Below are 2309 nucleotides of genomic sequence, written 5' to 3' on the forward strand. Positions count from 1 at the left end.
CACTCGCCATCGCCGCGGAACTTGATGCCGGTGCTATCAGCAAGCAAGGTCACGGGGCCGTCCGGGCGACGATAGGGGATCTGCACCGCAAGCCGCGCCTGCGGGTTGGGAAGCGATCTGTTCGCTCTGAGTGACCAGGGATTTTCCGTGGCGGCGCCCGGCCTCCACGCGCCCCTTCTGGGCGAGAGCGCGTGATGCTTTGATCTCAGCTTCGACCTTGGCGATGTAGGCACGGTCCCAAACCTTCCTGTTGAGGCCGGACAGGGCGGTCGCCTCTTGAGCTCGCGCCTCGATGACTTTCATCGCTTCATCGGAGGCACACTCGTCCTCCGCGCGCTCATCAGGGCTGCCAATCAATGCCGTAATGATCTCGCGCGCGGCCTCGGCAGATCTCCCATGGAACACGGGATCGATTGCCTTGACCTCGAACCAGCCACCATCGCTGCCCTGCACCTCGATTGCACCAACGTCGGCAGGGTGCCACCGAATGTTAACCTCGCGTTTGCGACGGGAATGAAAATCAGGGTCGTCGGTAAGCCAATCGGCAAAGGCTTCACCTTGATAACGCACCCCGAGGACTTCTACGCCAGCCGTGAAGACCGTGCGGCTCAGAGGCTCACCGAACACGGCCCTGCGGTCAGCCATCGATGGCGGCGGTGTCACCCCCATTTCCTTCGACAACCGCGTCCAGCAGCTCAGCGGCGTCTCTCCGTCGAGACCGCGGTGCTTTGACCGGTGATAGCTGTCGACGATCCAGCGGATCAACACGAAGATGAAGTCGTCGACGCTCAACGCCGCGCGATCTTCGGGATCCAGGTCGCCGCGCTTCACCGCGTTGGAGAAAGTCCGCCCCACGAGACGGGTCATCAGCCGGGGCGTTGTTGCTCTAATCGGCTGAAGGCCGATCTGTCCCTTTCCCGCTCGGTCTTCAGCTCACGGCAGTGATCTCGGCGGTGCCGAGGGTGTTGTATCTGTTCATGATGGCGATGCGGATCTGGATCTCTGCGGTCTGCCGATCCGGGTCGCGGGAAGCGATGCGTTCGCCGAAGGCCTTCAGACAATTCATTCGCGCCTCGACCCGACTTCGGATGTGGTAGTCAACCGAACGCTTCCAGCTGGCTCGCCCCAAGCGTCGTGTCTCGTTCAAGATGTTGTTTCGGACGCAGGCGGCCTGGCAGTCCTCCTTCCAGGCGCGACCGTTCTTGCGGATCGGGATGCACGCTTCGGCCCCTCGCTCGTTGATCGCGACATGGCATCGTCTGGTGTCATAGGCACCGTCGGCCGTGACCGAACCGATCTCAGCATCCTCGGGGATCTGCGCCAGAAGGGCTGGAAGCAGCGGGCTGTCGCCTTGCCGACTGGACGTGAACTCGACGGCCCGGACGTCTCCGGTCTGAGCATCCACGCCGATATGGACCTTGCGCCATTGCCTGCGGCGCGACGCACCATGCTTGCGTGCCTGCCATTCTCCATCGCCGCGGAACTTGATGCCGGTGCTATCAACAAGCAGGGCCACAGGGCCGTCCGGCCGGCGATAGGGGATCCGCACGGCAAGCCGGGCCTGACGGCGGCAGAGCGTGGAATAGTCCGGAACGGGCCAGTCCAGCCCCGCCATGTCGATCAGGCTGGCGACCAGCCCCACCGCTTGCCGGAGCGGCAGGCCGAACAACACCTTCAGCGTCAGGCAGGTTTGGATTGCGGCTTCAGAGAAGGTCTCGGGATGACCGCGCTTGCCCGTCTTGACCGCATGCCAAGTCATCGTCGGGTCGAACCAGATCGAGAGTGACCCACGGCGGCGCAGAGCAGCATTATAGTCGGGCCAGTTCGTCGTGCGATAGCGAGGGGAAGAGGGCTTCGGCATGGCCCGAAGCTAACGTACAGGATTCACGACGTGAATCCGCCTCACTGATAAGTGCAACAACGCCCCACGCTTACCTGTCTTGGCTGCGAGCCAAGTCATCGTCGGATCNCAGGATTCACGACGTGAATCCGCCTCACTGATAAGTGCAACAACGCCCCACGCTTACCTGTCTTGGCTGCGAGCCAAGTCATCGTCGGATCGAACCAGATCGAGAGCGACCCGCTGCGCCGCAGAGCGGCATTATAGTCGGACCAGTTCGTCGTTCGGTAGCGGGGGGGGGGTAGAGGGCTTCGCCATAGCGCGAAGTTAAACTTCAGGGTTCACGATGTGGATCCGCCTCACCGATAAGCGCAACATGTATAACCGCCCCTTGCGCAAGAGGGTCCTCAGAGCTGTTTTGCGCGGTGTCGGGTGCTGACATGTATCCGGCCTCAAGTTGCGACCATCT

1 protein-coding gene and 1 pseudogene are annotated in these 2309 nt (G+C 62.3%); both read right to left on the reverse strand.

Annotated features, from left to right (window positions below; genetic code table 11):
• Positions 1–95 (reverse strand): annotated as a pseudogene (locus V8J36_RS22950) (IS5/IS1182 family transposase); the annotation flags it as partial.
• 833 nt (positions 96–928) lie between these two features.
• Positions 929–1861, reverse strand: coding sequence for an IS5 family transposase (locus V8J36_RS22780; protein ID WP_336469603.1), 933 nt, complete (start codon positions 1859–1861; stop codon positions 929–931).
• Positions 1862–2309: the final 448 nt, after the last annotated feature.

The organism is Frigidibacter sp. MR17.14 (assembly GCF_037095735.1).
Lineage (GTDB): Bacteria > Pseudomonadota > Alphaproteobacteria > Rhodobacterales > Rhodobacteraceae > Frigidibacter.